The 14771-nt window shown below is 53.9% G+C and carries 14 protein-coding genes; 1 reads left to right on the forward strand and 13 read right to left on the reverse strand.

All coding sequences use genetic code 11. The features are described from left to right. Positions 1-19 precede the first annotated feature (19 nt). Positions 20-1219 carry a nucleotidyltransferase domain-containing protein gene (locus ACFVSO_RS18815; protein WP_387476384.1) on the reverse strand — a complete coding sequence of 400 codons (1200 nt, stop codon included), beginning with the start codon at positions 1217-1219 and terminating at the stop codon, positions 20-22. Between the two features lie 331 nt (positions 1220-1550). On the opposite strand from ACFVSO_RS18815, the gene ACFVSO_RS18820 reads away from it, so the two are divergent. After that, the gene (locus ACFVSO_RS18820) at positions 1551-2210 is read left to right on the forward strand and encodes an acetyltransferase (RefSeq protein ID WP_387476386.1); all 660 of its coding nucleotides are present in this window, start codon (positions 1551-1553) and stop codon (positions 2208-2210) included. Here the strand turns inward: ACFVSO_RS18820 and ACFVSO_RS18825 are convergent. From ACFVSO_RS18825 to ACFVSO_RS18880, 12 genes are all read right to left on the reverse strand, one after another. Beyond that, the gene (locus tag ACFVSO_RS18825) at positions 2207-3349 is read right to left on the reverse strand and encodes an aminotransferase class I/II-fold pyridoxal phosphate-dependent enzyme (RefSeq protein ID WP_387476907.1); all 1143 of its coding nucleotides are present in this window, start codon (positions 3347-3349) and stop codon (positions 2207-2209) included. The genes ACFVSO_RS18820 and ACFVSO_RS18825 overlap by 4 nt on opposite strands. A 53-nt stretch (positions 3350-3402) precedes the next feature. Then, on the reverse strand, positions 3403-4008 hold the full coding sequence (locus ACFVSO_RS18830; protein ID WP_387476909.1) for a sugar transferase: 606 nt from the start codon (positions 4006-4008) through the stop codon (positions 3403-3405). A 246-nt stretch (positions 4009-4254) separates the two neighbouring features. Then, complete coding sequence (locus ACFVSO_RS18835) at positions 4255-4995, reverse strand: glycosyltransferase family 32 protein (protein WP_387476388.1); 741 nt, start codon at positions 4993-4995, stop codon at positions 4255-4257. Positions 4996-5089: 94 nt separating this feature from the next. Continuing rightward, entirely contained in the window at positions 5090-6163 is a 1074-nt protein-coding gene (locus ACFVSO_RS18840) for an EpsG family protein (protein WP_387476390.1), read from the reverse strand. A 34-nt stretch (positions 6164-6197) separates the two neighbouring features. After that, the gene (locus ACFVSO_RS18845) at positions 6198-7100 is read right to left on the reverse strand and encodes a glycosyltransferase family 2 protein (protein WP_387476392.1); all 903 of its coding nucleotides are present in this window, start codon (positions 7098-7100) and stop codon (positions 6198-6200) included. Between the two features lie 18 nt (positions 7101-7118). Further along, a complete protein-coding gene (locus ACFVSO_RS18850; RefSeq protein WP_387476394.1) occupies positions 7119-8240 on the reverse strand; it encodes a glycosyltransferase family 1 protein in 1122 nt (373 codons plus the stop codon). After that, positions 8131-9318: a glycosyltransferase family 2 protein gene (locus tag ACFVSO_RS18855; protein ID WP_387476396.1), complete on the reverse strand. Its 1188-nt coding sequence runs from the start codon at positions 9316-9318 to the stop codon at positions 8131-8133. The genes ACFVSO_RS18850 and ACFVSO_RS18855 overlap by 110 nt, the downstream gene beginning before the upstream one ends. After that, a complete protein-coding gene (locus tag ACFVSO_RS18860; RefSeq protein ID WP_387476398.1) occupies positions 9281-10444 on the reverse strand; it encodes a glycosyltransferase family 4 protein in 1164 nt (387 codons plus the stop codon). The genes ACFVSO_RS18855 and ACFVSO_RS18860 overlap by 38 nt, the downstream gene beginning before the upstream one ends. Continuing rightward, entirely contained in the window at positions 10434-11321 is an 888-nt protein-coding gene (gene galU / locus ACFVSO_RS18865) for a UTP--glucose-1-phosphate uridylyltransferase GalU (protein ID WP_387476400.1), read from the reverse strand. Before galU ends, ACFVSO_RS18860 begins: the two co-directional genes overlap by 11 nt. Before the next feature lie 51 nt (positions 11322-11372). Beyond that, positions 11373-13199, reverse strand: coding sequence for a polysaccharide biosynthesis protein (locus ACFVSO_RS18870; RefSeq protein WP_387476402.1), 1827 nt, complete (start codon positions 13197-13199; stop codon positions 11373-11375). Positions 13200-13293: 94 nt separating this feature from the next. Then, positions 13294-13962, reverse strand: coding sequence for a CpsD/CapB family tyrosine-protein kinase (locus ACFVSO_RS18875; protein WP_387476404.1), 669 nt, complete (start codon positions 13960-13962; stop codon positions 13294-13296). Beyond that, positions 13952-14683 (reverse strand): YveK family protein, encoded by a 732-nt coding sequence (locus ACFVSO_RS18880; RefSeq protein ID WP_387476406.1) that lies wholly within the window; start codon positions 14681-14683, stop codon positions 13952-13954. Before ACFVSO_RS18880 ends, ACFVSO_RS18875 begins: the two co-directional genes overlap by 11 nt. Between the last annotated feature and the right edge of the window lie 88 nt (positions 14684-14771).

Genomic DNA, 14771 nt, shown 5'->3' on the forward strand with positions numbered 1-14771 from the left:
CCTCCAGCGCGCCTGGCCTCTAGGCGCTTGCTTCCCGCTTCTTCTCCGAGGAGCGGCTACATATTTTCCTCGATGCCCATAAAATCGGCCGCAACGGAAAATATAAAAAATGCAGCTTGGCCGGCAAAGGCAGCGTCTTGGTGTCCTCGGCCAGCGGATGCAGAATGCTGGCGAAAAACAGCAGCTTCTGTCTGGTCGTCATGAGCGCCAGCAAATATTGTCTGTGATAACGTTCGACGTCTTTCGGCACGGGCGGACTGTGCAGATTAACCATTCTCTGAACATAGAACAGCGTATCCTCCGCCAGCCACTCCGCTTTGCGGGACGCCAGAATGGGCCGCATCTCTTCCCGAAGAGGCGCGGCAAGCAGCTTGGCAGCGAGGCATAGGGCCTGCCCGCCGATATGGAGCAGCTGATGCTTCCGCAGCAGCAGAATGAGCTTCGGCCAATTCAGCTTCTGATTCATGAGCTGCTTAATATCGAGCAGCCAGCGCAGTCTCGACCAGCCATGGCGGGCTCCGTGAGATACGAGAAACAGGAACAGGTCCTCACGTCCCAAATAATAGATCGGCCGGCTGATCAGCGCGCTCTGTCTTCTTCTGCTCCAGAGCTCCTCAAAGCTGGGCTCCTTCGACGGCGCCGGATTCAACCGCCAATGCACCTCGACCTTGATTCCCTTCTGGGGATGCATATAGGTCATATGGTGATGACGCCACTTCCAGTCATTGAGCACGCTCGTAATATATTCATCCTTCACATAACCGAGAGAAAGCAAATACGCCTCCGCCGCCTCAAGGCGGTCCATCGGCACCAGAATATCGAGATCGCAGGACGTACGCAGCGATACGTCGCCATAGAGATCGGCAGCGATGACCGGCCCCTTCAGGAACAGAACGCGAATATCTTTATTCAAAAATTGGCTGGCCAGCAGCTCCATCTCTCCGCTTAGCGCCAGCATCTGAATCGTATTCCGGTAATAGTCACGCTGGAACATGCCCATGACGAATGCCGGTACCCGAATCGGTCTTAGCTCCTGGAGCTTGCGGTTAACCGTCGGGAACACTCGGTGATGTCTGGCCAGCGCGATGAACTCATGCCAATCGGCGTCCTGCATCAGCTCCCAATGCTCGAACGTCAGCACCGCCCCTTCCTCCATCTCCAGCAGCGCAAGCAGCAGCTTCAGCTCCTGGGAGAATTCTCCGCTATGATCGTTTCTCATAAGTCTCCCCTTCGCAATCATTCGCAAATAACGAACAAAATTCTACTTTTGTTCTATAAAACGAACACAATTACAGATTATCATCCGTCTTCCAATCTGTCAATTATTGCTTGCGGATACAGCCAAATTTTATGGAAAGATGGCAATATGCTAGAATAATAGATAGGACGTGCTGTAGCCGGAAGCCCTGACTCCGCGAGTCCGGGAACCCTTCCGGCTGCAAAAACGAACCCTTCATCGCTCCGCAACTGCGGGTTATCCCCGCTGTTAAAGCTATGCTGTCGTTCAACTTCAATCATTTTTTATTGTGAACTGTTCGGAGGAATGTCTGATGTCAAAACGTATCATTATATTCGGAGCCGGAGGCCATGCGAAGACGGTCGTGGATACGGTTGAAAAAGAAGGTATCTACGAAATTGCCGGCCTGCTGGATCAGCACCTCTCTGCGGGAGAGCAGGTATACGGCTGCACGGTGCTGGGGAGTGATGATTGGCTGGAGGCCCATGCCGATACGATCGACGGCGCTATCGTGGCCATAGGCGACAACTGGACGCGCGGCCTCGTCGTCCAAAGCCTGAAGCGCAGGTTCCCTGCATTGCCATTCGCAACGGCCGTTCATCCCTCCGCCCAAATAGCAAGAGGAGCCCGCATCGGAGCAGGCTCGGTCATCATGGCGGGCGCTGTCGTGAACAGCGACGCGATTATAGGCGAACATGGCATTCTCTATCCGGGCACATCGGTTGATCATGATTCAAGGGTCGGAAGCTTTGTCAGCTTTGCGCCGAGATGCGCCACTGGCGGCAATGTCACCATCGGCGACTATACCGCCGTCGCCATCGGCGCCGTCCTGATTCACGGCCGTACCATCGGCGAGCATTGCGTCATCGGCGCAGGCGCGACGGTCGTCTCGGATGTGCCGCCGCATACGGTAGCTTACGGCACGCCTGCCCGCGTCATTCGCTCCAGAGCCTCAGGAGACCGTTACCTTTAGTTAACCGCTTTGGCGGTTAGTCCGGTTAATTGATGCATGACATCTTCCAACACATCAATGACCCTTCCTTGATCCTCCAAGGTCAAGCTGGAACCGGATGGCAGGCATATCCCTCTCAGGAACAGATCCTCGCAGACAGCCGTGCCTGCCGCCGAATGCGTATAGAAGGCATTGTCACTGAATAGCGGCTGCATATGCAGCGGCTTCCACAGCGGCCGCACTTCGATATTGGCTCTGATCATAGCTGCCATGATCAGCTGAATCATATAATCGGCATGCGGGCTGTCGATGGTCAGCGCGGTCAGCCAGCGATTGGAGCGCGTTCCCGGCAGCTCTGGCATAAAGCGAATCTCTTCCCAATGCTTGAGCGCTTCCTCATAGATATGGTAGACATTCCTTCTGGCTTCGACGCGCTCGTTCAGCACTTCGAGCTGCGCTCTGCCGATGCCTGCCAGCACATTGCTCATCCGGTAATTGTAGCCCAGCTGGCTATGCTGGTAATGTGGAGCCTCATCCCTGGCCTGAGTCGCCAGGAAGCGCGCCTTCTCCAGTGCAAGAATGTCGTTGGATACGAGCATGCCCCCGCCTGATGTCGTTATGATTTTGTTGCCGTTAAAGGAGAAAATGCCGAACCGGCCAAACGTACCGCTTTGACGCCCCTCGCAGGTCGAGCCGAGCGACTCTGCGGCATCCTCCACAATGGGAACCCCATAGCGCTCACAAATACTCGTAATGGCCAACATATCGGCCATACACCCGTAGAGATGGACAACAATGACCGCCTTGGGAAGCTGTCCGAATCTTGCGCCAAGAGCTAGCGCTCGCTCCAGTGCAGCGGGCGACATATTCCATGATTCCGGATCGGAATCGATGAAGACCGGCTCTGCGCCCAAGTAGCGGATCGGATTGGCGCTGGCAATAAACGTGAAGCTCGGGCAGCATACGCGATCTCCCTCGCCCACGCCGAGCAGGCGCAGCGCGAGATGGATCGCCGCCGTACCAGAGCTGACAGCCGCTGCTCCGCCTGAGCCGACATAGCCCGATATTTCGCTTTCGAATGCATTAATATGGGGGCCAAGCGGCGCGATCCAATTGTTCATGAACGCCTCCCCGATATAGGCTTGTTCCTGGCCGCTCATATGCGGCGGCGATAAATAGATTCTGGCATTTGCAGATGCGGACAAAGGGCATCTCATCCTTTCTGATTGCTTGCATTGCCTTCGAAGAGGGGCATGGTCACATGATTGCCGTTGCTGATGCCATCGGACTTTGCCACTCGTTTAACGGTTAACAGCAATATTTTCATATCCAGCCAAAAGCTTCTGTTCTCCACATACCAGACATCCTTGAGGAACCTCTCCTCCCAGGTCACGGCATTGCGGCCGTTCACTTGCGCCCATCCGGTAATGCCCGGCCTGACCAGATGCCGCTTCGCCTGTTCCGCCGTATAGAGGGGCAAATACGCCATCAGCAGCGGACGCGGGCCGACCAGGCTCAGCTCTCCCTTTACCACATTCAGCAGCTGGGGCAGCTCATCCAGACTGAGCTTTCGCAGCAGCTGGCCAAGCGGCGTCAGCCGCAAATGATCCGACAGCAGCTTCCCCTCCGCATCTCTTCCATCCGTCATCGTGCGAAACTTGAACAGCTGGAACGGCTTCCCGTGCATCCCTGGCCTGATCTGCCGGAACAGAACCGGTCTTCCCAGCTTCGTGCCGACCAAGACGGCAACAACTGCAAGTACAGGCGACAGCAGCAGGAGCAGAGCGGAGGCGACGACAAGATCAAAACTTCGTTTCATCATCGTATGGTTTCTCCTCTTTCTCTATGTATAAAACCAGGTCGTGTCTGAGAACTCAGAGGGCAGCAAATTTTTCCGAATTTTCGTTCCATGCAAGGCGCGTTTGTGAAGGCGTACCGGGGTACGTCAAGCAAACGGAACGCAGCAGGGGGCGAAAAGGCGGTGAAAGGTTCTACTGAACGGGTTTTCAGACATGACCCAGGTCGTGTATGCCGACTCCGAAGTAAGCAGGTTTGCATACACGCCCTAGGACTGCACGAGCCACTTTCGCATTTTGGAGATGACTTTGGGACCTACCACCCTCCCCGCGACCCGTTTAATTCCGCTCTTCAGCCGGACATGCGCCGGGAGCCAGGATTGGGCAAAGTGGTGGATCGTATAGCTGTCCGCCGTCAAATAACTGCCTCCATTAATGTAATCGTATGGACTGAAGAAGGTTCGCGGATAGAAGATGACGCCGTTGCTCAGGATTTGATGCTCGCCGTTCAGCTTCAGTCCGTCCCGCTTGCAATGCTCGGATATGACAGCGGTATTCGTCAGCATATCGAAGGTGCCGTCCGGCAGCAGGAACGCTCTGCCTGCATATTCATCCAGCAGCGCCTTAATCCACGGATGTCCCGGGGTTGCTCCCATGGTGCCAGACTGCAAATACGTCTCGTCTTCGAATCCCGTAAAGGCATCATGGGCCAGTAAGTCGTCAAGCGGCTTCACCACTTCCACATCGGTATCCAGATAGATCCCGCCGTACTGATGGAGCGCATGCAGCCTTACATAATCACTGACAAATGCAAACTTGCGGGCGTTGTAAGCTTCCTTCGTGTAGCGGCTCTGCCCGACGTCGAACAGGTCCTCGTTCCACTCCATGAACTGGTATCCGCTCAGATGCTTCTCCCAGCTTCTCATGCATTTTTTGATCTTCTTCGATTTCTCCCCGCGCCCGAACCAGCAGTAATGGATGATGCGCGGAATCCGTTCAGAATCTTGCATAGGGCTTCCTCCTAAAAAGTTTGCGTAAGCAAACTTATCATCGTAAGCATAAGCTTAAGTTTTGCGGAGCAAAACTTACTTCGTAAGCATGGGCTTAAAACGGCCATTTGATATAGTCGCTGGTGTAGCGAATATCGAGAATAATGACATTTTCATAGAAGAAATACAGAAAATAAAAGCAGATGAACGTCAAGTATACGAAGCGCTGATCCTTTTCCCGGAACAGCTTAATCATCCACCCCATCAGAATGAGCTGGTACAGGGTGAAGTAAATGCCAAGCCGGGCAAAAATCCAGTTTTGGGTCGAGATCAGCATAATGACCGCTCCCACCAGCGACAGATTGACGATCACATCGCTTTGCGGAAATATCGCCTTCAGCTTATCTCTGCCAAGGTAAGCGATAATAAGCGGAATCGCGTAGATGACCACCCGGATAAAGTTCGCTCCGCCTTCCTGGAAGTTCTCATACTCCGAATATTTCGTATTCTCGATCACGCTGAAGAGGGCTGTGGAAAAGTAGTTGAAGCCGACCACGATGAGAATCGCTACCCCGAGCATCAAGCTCGTCGTCAGTGTCCAGGCCCTTCTTCGCACCAGGAAGTAGATCGGCACCATGATGAGTGCACTCTGATGAAAAAACGATGCGATCAGGACAACCGGGAAGTATACCTTCCACTTTCCATCCAGCAATGACTTGATTGCCGCAAATACGATCGCAGCCGCCAGGTACTGGCGAATGCCGTTCATCGATACGATGAACGCGCCGGTTGTGATATAGGCGAACAGGCTGAACTCTACCAGCCTTGAATACCGATAGAAGACGATCACGATCAACAGATTCGTCACGAGCGCCGTCAGGAATATCATCAGCTGCGGATCGGGCGTCAATTGCTTCAATAGCATTTGAAATAGATTAAAGCCGATATCCTCCGACTGCAGAACAGATTCCCATGTAAAGTCAGTCACTTGATAGCCGTGCATGTAGAGATAGGTATCGCCTATGTTGTTGCGCAAGCCCGCCACCAGAATCAAGCAAAGCGCTGCCAGAACGATATATCCTCGATTCGGCCGTATGGTCAGGGGCATTCTCCCGGTCTCCAGGGACAGGAACCTGCCCATGAACGCGCACAAAAACACGGCCGTCAGTGTGAACCATATCATTTCCATTTGCGTTGTTCCCTCCAGGCTTGCGCGATAAGCGTCATCCGTTCTTCATGACGGTGCTTCGTTTCGTCCGGTTCAAATAGACATACAGCGCCACACCCAGCGGCACGGCAAGCAGCGTCGTCCATCGCCGCGGCGACTCGGACAGAAACTGCCGGTTGCGCAGAATCAGATTGCTGGATACATAATGAACGGCTTCCCGAAATCTGTCCTTATAGGTGATGGCATATTGCATGGCTGTTTTGCGGAAGAAGGAAAATCCGCGCGGATTGCGCAAATATTGCTTTAGAATGTTCATACTGGAGCCGTCTGTCCGATATTCGACGATGCAGACCACCTCATCCATCAAGAGAAGGGGCTGCTGCTGATCGATCAGAATATACTTGTAGGAAAGAGGACAATACTTCTCACCTTCGAACACCGGGTACGGCGGACAGCCGCGTGTCAGCTCCGAGCGGTAAATCAGCTTTTTGTCACCCTTCACCCCATGCTTGGCATACAGCTCCGACTGGGTCGCACTCTGGAGTCCGGCGGGCAGCCTTGTGCCGATGACCGCTCCGTACGGCGAGGCGTCGAGCGCCGCGATGCCGGCGTATCGATCGCTGCCGTGCCACTTCCAGAACGTCAGAATGGCCTCCATCGCATGATCGGTCATATAGTCGTCCGAATCGATGCAGACGTTCAGCTCCGTACGGATATGCTCGTACGCCGTATTGTGGGCACCATGCATCCCTTGATTCGCCTGATAAATATATTCAATCGGGAAATCCGCTTCCCGCTTCCAGCCCTCCACCAGCTCGGCCGTGCCGTCAGTAGACCCGTCATCGATAATGAGCCATATAAAATCCTTGTTGGTCTGGCGCAGCAGACTTTCATAGCAAAGATGCAGCGTATAGGCGCGATTGAACGTCGGTGTAAACACGGTAATTGAAGGTTCCATCCGTAAGTCCGCTCCTTCTTATTGCGATGATGCCGCAGCAGTCTCAAGCTGCTGCCGATAGAATGCGCCCAGCCATTCTGCCATGGCTGCCGCGTCATAGCCTCTGTCCCGAAGCATGGCCTTCGTATCGGCATGCTCATACGATGCGCTTAGAATAGCGCTGCTCCACTCGTCAGGCGACAGATCCAGCGAGAGGAATGACACCCGGTTCGTCACATCCGTCTCCTTCGTAATGCGGTCGGATACGATGCAGGTCAATCCCGCAGCCTGCGCCTCTACCAATACGACGGGCAGTCCTTCGAATAAGGAAGGGAACAGAAACAGGTCCATCCCTTGCAGCAGCCTTGCGACATCCTCGCATACTCCCAGGAACCGGATCGACTGCGTCAGGCCCCTTCTCTCGGCCTCCTTCTCGATAGCGGGACGCAAGTAGCCGTCTCCCGCAAGCACCAGCAGCGCGTCCTTCCTGCGCCGATGGAGCGATTGAAATATATCGAGCAAAAACGTGTGATTCTTCTGTTCGTTGAACCGTCCGATATGCCCGATCACAAGCGAGTCACCCGCATTCAGCTCTGCTCTGACCTCCGCTCTCGTCCCCTCGTCGAAGCGGAAGTCCTCCGTATTGACGGCATTGTTCAGCACCGTCACCGGCTGCCCCTGCTTCTTCCCGTACAGCCATTCGCCCGCTCTGGCCGAGCAAGCGAAGTAGTGGCTCGGATTGCCCTTGATTGCCGCCCTTGCGTAAAGCCGGAACGGATATTTGTAATCCAGGGCGAGGTCGCTCAAGTGGCTATGAATGATGCGGCATGGCACACCGGCTTTTTTGGCCGCGCGTATGGCGAATCCGCTGTTCTCATTCATGTGGGCATGAACAACCTTGTATTCCTTGTGCCCTGCGAAGAAGGTGTCCAGCTCCTTGAAGTAGCGGCGGTAATTGCCCGGCCTGATCGGGGGCATGCGGAAGATGTTGCCGCCCATCGAGATAATTTCCTTGTCGTAATGCCCTTCCTCCGACCGGTGCACGAGGAAATCAAACTGAATGCCGTTTGTACTCATTTGCCGGTAATAGTTCATGAGCATCGTTTCCAGCCCGCCCCGGTTCATAATGGTGACGACCTGCAGGATGCGAATCGGCTCCATGGTTGTTTCCCCCTTTCCTTTTCATTCGCAGCAGCTCTATGCCGTTCAGCATGGCGTATATCGGCAAGACCAGCCTTAGCTTCGCCGCCGTAAAAAACAGCTTCCATACAAGCGGAGAAGCCGAAGCGTCGAATTCGGCCAACGCCGCTTTCATCCTGGGCTGCGCCAGCAGCTCTTTGATCTGATTCAGCTTCCCCCTGAATGTAGAAGGGTTGGAGCGGCTAATGATATTCAGGCCCAGTCCCATCACATTCAGCGCGATCCGGTTGCTCAGCGCCTTGCGGTATTCGGCAGCATTCTTGCTGCCTTCAACCGCAGCCTCCAGCTCCTCGTATTGCACGAGGAACCGCTTCAAGAGATCCGGCTTGTGGCGGGTCGTAATGGAGCCTTCGTTGGCTTTCCAATAATGATAATAAGGCCGGTTCAAGAACACGAAAGAGCTTGCCTTGCGGAATGCCATCACGTTGAACAGCGTATCCTCGTTGCTCCCGATCACAGACAAATCCTGGAATGAGATGCCGGTTTCTTTCAACAGCTCCGAGCGATACAGCTTCGACCATACCGTTCCCCAAGCATCCAGATGCTCCGGCGATGCTGTCTCCGCTCCGATCGGCCCAACCAGCCGCCGGGTCATGCCAGACTGTACCTCATCGCCTCTAAGGACCGTCATATCCGGCAGCGGGAACGCCTTGGGATTGGCATGCGTGCCGAACTCCCGCGTATAGCCGCACATGACGATATCCGCATCATGCTCCAGCGCAGCGGCATGCATCTCGCCGTACATCTCGCCATCCACCCAATCGTCGGGATCGACAAAGCCGATATATTGGCCGCGGCAGGACGCCAAGCCCAGATTGCGGGCGGCAGCAACGCCTCCATTGGCGGAATCGATAATCCGAATTCGGGCATCGGCAGCGGCGTACCGCTTCAGTACGGCCAGGCTGCCGTCCGTCGATCCGTCGTTGACGGCAATAATCTCGAAGAGCGGGTACGTCTGCGCCAGCAAGCTGTCCAGACATCTGGGAAGGTAGCCCTCCATGTTATATATAGGAACGACGATACTGATAATGGGCTTCATCCCGGACCTCCATCATTGGCTTGTAGAGCTCCTTCAGCTCCTCCAGCACTCGGTCGAGCGAATAATCCTTCACACGCGCCAGGCCATGCTCACCCATGCGAAGGCGGGTGTCCCGGAAGCGGAACAAGAGGAGCAGCCGGCTTGCGAATTCATCCGGATCGCCCGGCTCTACGACAAAGCCGGTTTTGCCCTCCAGCACCAATTCTCCATGGCCGCGATTCCTTGTCGCGACAACGGGCAGTCCGCAGGCCATCGCTTCCATAATGTTGACTGGCAGCCCCTCGCGAAGGCTGGACGCGACAGCTACATCGCACATCGGAATAAGCTGATGCAGATCGTTCCGATAGCCGAGAAAGTCAACCTGGGGAGCAATGCCCAGCTGAACGGCAAGCGCACGGCATTCGTCCAGCAGGGGTCCTTCTCCGGCCAGCAGCAGCCGCGCGCTGGGCACGCTGTCCTTCAGCTTCGCCATGGCGCGCAGGAGCAGCTCATGATTTTTGTTGGCATTGAATTCCGCAGCGTAAATCATCAGGAAGTGATGCGGCGTATAGTTAAAAAGATCACGCATCGCACGCTTCTCCTCCGGCGGAAGCGGAGCGAATCGCCCCGTATGCACGCCGACGCCATGCACATGATGAATACGTTCCGCACGGAATCGGCTGTCGATGGCGCGCCGGTAATCCTCATGATTAATCGTAATGAGACTGTCCGTCATCGCCGCCAGCAGCTTCTCGACTGGGTAATAGAGAAGCCAGCTCGACAACGGAGAGCCTTTATGAAAGTGAAAGCCGTGCGCGGTATAGATAATTTTGGCGCCCCGCTTCCGGGCGCCCCGCGCGGCCATTCGGGCAAGTGCCCCGCCGACCGGCGTATGGGAATGAATGATGGCATACCCTTCCGTGTCGATGATGTTTTTCAGTTCCCGGTAAGCCTTAACGTTTTCGGCTTTCATGGGGGCACGGTGAATCGGAATATTGAATTTGCGGTCCACATGCGGAATGTCCAGCTCTCCGCGCGCCGCAATATGAACCTCCCAGCCCATCCTGCGGAACCATTCCATAACCGGCAGATGAAAGGCTTTGAAGTGATAGTCCACTGTCGCGCAGAACAGGATTTTAGGACTCATAAGGCGCCGTTTCCCGCTGCAGCGTACGTGTCAAATAGTCGAGCAAGTCATAGCGAAGATCATCTCTTTGCAGAGCAAATTCAATGGTTGTCTGGATAAAGCCTATCTTCTCGCCGACATCGTAACGCTTGCCTTCAAATTCATAAGCGAATACCGCTCGTGAACGGTTTAGCGTCCCAATCGCATCCGTCAGTTGAATCTCTCCGCCGGAGCCCGGTTCCTGACGGCCTAAGATATCGAAGATTTCCGGCGTCAGAATATATCTGCCCATAATCGCCATATCAGAAGGCGCCTCGTCACGCGACGGCTTCTCAACGAGATGGTTAATCCGGTGGAAGGATGGCTCCATGACCATACCGTCTACAATCCCATACCGGGATACCGCTTCCTCCGCTACCCGCTGAACACCAATCACGGATGAGCCGTATTGCTCATATTTTTCAATCATTTGCTTCAGACAAGGCTTCTCTGCGGATATGATGTCATCGCCGAGCAAGACGGCGAAAGGCTCGTCACCGATGAATTTGCGGGCACACCAGATGGCGTGGCCGAGACCTCTCGGTTCCTTTTGGCGGATGTAGTGAATGTCTACCATGTCGGAGGACTTGCGCACTTCCTGCAACAGCTCGAATTTGCTTTTGGCGGTCAAGATCTGCTCAAGCTCCATCGAATTGTCGAAGTGATCCTCGATCGCCCTCTTGCCTTTGCCCGTCACGATAATAATGTCTTCGATGCCGGACTCGATCGCTTCTTCTACGATGTACTGAATCGTCGGCTTATCGACGATCGGAAGCATTTCCTTCGGCATCGCTTTCGTCGCCGGGAGAAATCTCGTCCCTAATCCCGCAGCCGGTATAATTGCTTTTCTTACCTTCATCGCTATTCCCCCGCTTCTCTTACCAAAATAACGGAACCTCTCGTTCCTTCCTTACCCGGAAACCGTCGCCAGCGTCTTGACGTCAACCAATGCATGATTGGCCATATCCAGCAGCCTCATCCTCAGCTCTGCCTGATTCATGGCAGGGAAGTCCTCAATGAGCCGCTCAATTTCTTCATATAAAATAGCGGAAGCTTTGCCGATGTAAATTTTGGGATGCACCTGCTGCTCCATCACCTCATCGTCCTTCAGCATCTCCTCGAACAGCTTCTCGCCCGGCCGAATGCCGGTATATTCGATGCCAATATCGTCGACCGAATAACCCGACATGCGGATAACGTTTGTGGCCAGCTGCGTGATGTTCACCGGCTCGCCCATGTCGAGTACGAAGATTTCGCCGCCCTTTGCCAGCGCTCCCGCTTGAATAACCAGACGCGACGCTTCCGGAATTGTCATAAAGTAACGCACCATATCGGGATGGGTGACGGTTACTGGACCGCCTTTGGCAATCTGTTTCTTGAAAAGCGGAATAACGCTGCCCCTGCTGCCCAGCACATTGCCGAAGCGGACCGCGACAAACTTCGTATAGCTGATCCGGCCCATATGCTGAATAATCATCTCGGCAACACGCTTCGTTGAACCCATGACGCTTGTCGGGTTCACGGCTTTGTCGGTAGAGATCATCACGAATGTCTCAACGCGGCTCTTGCTTGCGGCTTTTGCCGTATTCAGCGTACCCAGCACATTGTTTTTGAACGCTTCTTCCGGATTGCGCTCCATAAGCGGCACATGCTTATGGGCTGCCGCATGGTAGACGACATGAGGCCGATGGGCCATCATAACTGCCATCATCTTGTCGGCATCCTGAAGATCCGCAATTTCGGTATAAAACTTAATGTTCGTATCCTTGAACGTCTCCTTCAGCTCCATCTCAATCGCATAGATGCTGTTCTCCCCATGTCCGAGCAGCACCAGCTTCTCCGGCAGGAACCGCGAAATTTGGCGGCATACCTCTGAGCCGATCGATCCGCCTGCGCCGGTGACGAGCACGACTTTCTGCGTCACGTATTCCGAAATGCTCTCGATATCCAGCTCCACTGGCTCGCGTCCCAGCAAATCCTCCACCTGCACGTCGCGGAATTGCGTCACGGAGATTCGGCCCGTCGCCAGGTCCTCCAGCATCGGGATCATTTGGGTCTTGGCGCTCGTCTTCGCGCACTCCGTATAAATGTGATAGAGCTCCTTCTTATGCATAGAAGGAATGGCAAGGACGATATTGTCGATCTCCAGCTTCTTCGCGACGCTTACGATGTCCGCGATATTGCCGGCTACCGGAAGGCCCATGATGTCGAGCATCTGCTTCTTGGCGTCATCGTCTACGAAGGCGACGGGAAGCAGCTCGGTATCCGGGTTATTCATCAACTGGCGGGCTAGCATCGTCCCCGCGGAACCTGCACCGACGATTAAGGTCCGCTTGCGCTTGCCGCTTTGCTTATTGAAGCTTCCGCGAATCATCCGCCATCCGAGCCTGGAGCCGCCGATGAGCAGAATATGAATCATCCAGGCGACAGCGAGCCACTTCAATTGAAGCGTTCCATAGACGACGACTTGCGCAATAGCAGTCAGCAGGAAAGATAACCCCACCGCCTTGGTCATGATGACCAGCTCGCCGATGCTCGCATATTCCCAAGCTTTCTTATAAAGCTTGAAGTACAGGAAAAGTCCATGGTGCAGCACGAGCAGCGTTCCCGCCAGGAAATAGAAGCCTGTTCCTGCGGCGGTATTTGGCTCCAGAAGCCAGCGGCTGACAGCCAATGCCGTTATAACGATTCCCGAATCAAGCAGCACAAGAAGCGAAAGCCTACTTCGATAAGTCATGACATGCTCATCCTTTCTCCTTGCATGATAACGAACTCATTTGTGCTTTATAAAGAACAAATTGGCCGAAAAAAAGACGTTATCCGATGAGTCATCATCTAACGTTCTTTTTGTTTAGAATCGCCCCTATAATATTCGCTCCTGCAAAGGATAGAGATTGTTTCGCTTCAAGGGCCTTGCCATGCGTGGTTTTGCCGCAATTCAGCAGCAATACGACACCGTCGCATTTATTCACCAGCGCATTCGTATCGGGTGCCGACAATACTGGCGGACAATCGAATACAATGCGGTCGTAGTGCTGGACGGCACTCTCTATTAATTCCTTCATGCGGTGAGAATCCAGCAGATCGGTGGAATTGCCTTGCGACAACCCGCTTGTCAGAAGGTCCATGCCTTCGACTTCCGTCTCCTGCACGGCTTCGTCGAATGCCAGTTGCTGAGCCAGCACGCTGGAGAGTCCCGGCGATATTTGGGTATTGAAAATTTTATGAAGGACCGGATTGCGGAAGTTCACGTCGATGAGCAGTACACGCTCCCCCCGCTGCGCCATGCTGACCGCCAGGTTAATGGCAGCCGTTGACTTGCCGTCCCCTTCCTCAGGCGATGTCACAAGCAGCGTACGGACCGGCGCTCCCTCTGCCGCGTATTGAATGTTGTTGCGGATCGTCCGGTATTGCTCCGCTATTCTGTGGGAGGGATTCAAATAGGCAATCAAACTGCGGTTTACAACTCGTTTAGCTATTTTTGCTCGTTCACGAACCAATCGTCTCACTCCTAATTATCGCTTGCTTTGTCTTTTTTGTATGTATACGCGAATGACCGCTCTTGATTTTGGATACCTGACCTAGCATATTGATGCCAAGTGTGCTTTCGATATCATGCTCCGTCCGGATTGAATCGTCCAGCGATTCCAGCAAGAACGCAAGGCTCAAGCTTAAGATCAGACCGACGACAAACGCCACATAAACGATCGTGTTGCTCTTCTCATTAATAGGGGACGGCTCAGGCACCGCCGATGTCAACAGTCGGATACTGCTAATGCCGAGTGTCTCCGCAGCTACGCTTCGATACACCGTTACAACGGCGTTCGCGATATCAGCCGCACGATCCGGATTGGTATCCGCTACGGATATAACCGTAATGAGCGATTGCTCCACGCTGTCTACCCGGATTTGGCTTCGCAGCTGCCCGGCTGTGGCATTTAATCCCAAATCCTCAATGACCTGATTCAACACAATCGGCTCGCGTACAAGCGCCCTGACCGTGGACATCATATCATTGGTCGCCGCAATCATGACCCGTGAGGAAGAGGAGTAGACATTGGGTTCCGACTGAGAGTTGTATAGAATTCCAAGGACGGTGATCGCGCCCGTCAGCAGCACAATGAGCAGAATTTTGTTCTTGATTGTGCTGAAAAGCTTGCGCAAATCAATTTCCTTGCCGCTTGCCGGCACAAAACGTTCTTTCATACGATTCGTTTCCATTCATACACCCGCTTATTGTGTTAGTTATAATGAACACTAACACAAGTTTAGTTCTTTATATAGAACATGTCAACAGTAAAGTAGTTTT

Source organism: Paenibacillus sp. NPDC057967, from assembly GCF_042887015.1.
Classification (GTDB): Bacteria; Bacillota; Bacilli; order Paenibacillales; family Paenibacillaceae; genus Pristimantibacillus.

Bases quoted from the DNA above. Each gene is read 5' to 3' on its own strand.
- ACFVSO_RS18815 (WP_387476384.1), bottom strand. From the start codon at position 1,219: ATGAGAAACGATCATAGCGGAGAATTCTCCCAGGAGCTGAAGCTGCTG.
- ACFVSO_RS18820 (WP_387476386.1), top strand. From the start codon at position 1,551: ATGTCAAAACGTATCATTATATTCGGAGCCGGAGGCCATGCGAAGACG.
- ACFVSO_RS18825 (WP_387476907.1), bottom strand. From the start codon at position 3,349: ATGAGCGGCCAGGAACAAGCCTATATCGGGGAGGCGTTCATGAACAAT.
- ACFVSO_RS18830 (WP_387476909.1), bottom strand. From the start codon at position 4,008: ATGAAACGAAGTTTTGATCTTGTCGTCGCCTCCGCTCTGCTCCTGCTG.
- ACFVSO_RS18835 (WP_387476388.1), bottom strand. From the start codon at position 4,995: ATGCAAGATTCTGAACGGATTCCGCGCATCATCCATTACTGCTGGTTC.
- ACFVSO_RS18840 (WP_387476390.1), bottom strand. From the start codon at position 6,163: ATGGAAATGATATGGTTCACACTGACGGCCGTGTTTTTGTGCGCGTTC.
- ACFVSO_RS18845 (WP_387476392.1), bottom strand. From the start codon at position 7,100: ATGGAACCTTCAATTACCGTGTTTACACCGACGTTCAATCGCGCCTAT.
- ACFVSO_RS18850 (WP_387476394.1), bottom strand. From the start codon at position 8,240: ATGGAGCCGATTCGCATCCTGCAGGTCGTCACCATTATGAACCGGGGC.
- ACFVSO_RS18855 (WP_387476396.1), bottom strand. From the start codon at position 9,318: ATGAAGCCCATTATCAGTATCGTCGTTCCTATATATAACATGGAGGGC.
- ACFVSO_RS18860 (WP_387476398.1), bottom strand. From the start codon at position 10,444: ATGAGTCCTAAAATCCTGTTCTGCGCGACAGTGGACTATCACTTCAAA.
- galU (WP_387476400.1), bottom strand. From the start codon at position 11,321: ATGAAGGTAAGAAAAGCAATTATACCGGCTGCGGGATTAGGGACGAGA.
- ACFVSO_RS18870 (WP_387476402.1), bottom strand. From the start codon at position 13,199: ATGACTTATCGAAGTAGGCTTTCGCTTCTTGTGCTGCTTGATTCGGGA.
- ACFVSO_RS18880 (WP_387476406.1), bottom strand. From the start codon at position 14,683: ATGGAAACGAATCGTATGAAAGAACGTTTTGTGCCGGCAAGCGGCAAG.